Below are 1,178 nucleotides of genomic sequence, written 5' to 3' on the forward strand. Positions count from 1 at the left end.
AAAAATAAGTAAATTTATCATAAAGAGAAAAGTGTTTAAGTAAACTATTACCCGCTCAGAGAAAAACTCATAGTTCGATTTAGACTTAAACACTTCTTATCAAAAATCTCAAATAGAAATTCGGGCTAATGACCCATTATAAAGGAGTTGAGTTAATGATAAGTTCTCTTTAATCACTCTAAATTCAAAGATATGGAAAAAGTTTTTATAGGCGTCGATGTCAGTAAATTAACATTAGATTTTTATGTAAAATCAAATTCTTCGCAACAGCACTATCGAATAAACAATAGTGTAAAAGCTATTAAAAAGTTGCTTAAACCCTTTCAGAACAATGAAAATACCATTATTGCAATGGAAAATACAGGCAGATATAATTTTGCGTTGTATGAATTCTTGGCAGTAAACAATTTTAGTGTTTTTGTTGTAAATCCGCTACATTTAAAAAGAAGTATTGGTTTATTGCGCGGTAAGAATGATAAGATAGATGCCCAAAGAATTTGCTTGTTTATTGAAAAGAACCATATGGATTTAGAATCGTGGAACCCAAGCAGTATCGATATTCAAAAAATATCTTTATTAAATACAGAAAGAAGACATCGAGTGAAATTAAAATCCGGATTATTACGCCAGACACAAGATTTAAAGCTCTTAAAAAACATTGCAGACAAAGAGATTATTAAACTTAATCAACAATTAATCAAGACAATAGAAAAACAGATAAAAGTTATAGAAGATAAGATTTTAGAGCTGATTTTTTCTAATGATGAATTAAAAGAACAGTTCAACAGAATGATCTCGATTCCCGGTGTAGGAAAAGTATTGGCAACATTGATGATTATTAAAACAAAAGGATTCTCTGAAGTGAAATCAGCACGGAAAATGGCTTGCTTTGCAGGTGTAGTTCCTTTTGAACATAGGTCAGGTTCTTCTATTTACTATAAACCAAGAATATCGACAATGGCTGACAAAGAATTAAAAAAAGTACTGCATTTAGCAGCTCTAAGTACCATAAGGTTGAAAAACGATATGGCGGCTTATTTTAACAGAAAAGTTAATGAAGGTAAAAACAAAATGTCGGTCTTAAATGCTGTAAGAAACAAAATCATACACAGAATATATGCAGTTGTTAAAAATAAATCTGTGTATGAAAATTGTTTGGTAGTGTCATAGAAATCGAA

1 protein-coding gene is annotated in these 1,178 nt (G+C 30.1%); it reads left to right on the plus strand.

What is annotated here, in order from left to right:
- Positions 1–192: 192 nt before the first annotated feature.
- Positions 193–1,170 carry an IS110 family RNA-guided transposase gene (locus BM253_RS17120; protein ID WP_091526706.1) on the plus strand — a complete coding sequence of 326 codons (978 nt, stop codon included), beginning with the start codon at positions 193–195 and terminating at the stop codon, positions 1,168–1,170.
- Positions 1,171–1,178: the final 8 nt, after the last annotated feature.

Origin of the sequence: Paenimyroides ummariense, assembly GCF_900115115.1 — a bacterium.
GTDB lineage: Bacteria > Bacteroidota > Bacteroidia > Flavobacteriales > Flavobacteriaceae > Flavobacterium > Flavobacterium ummariense.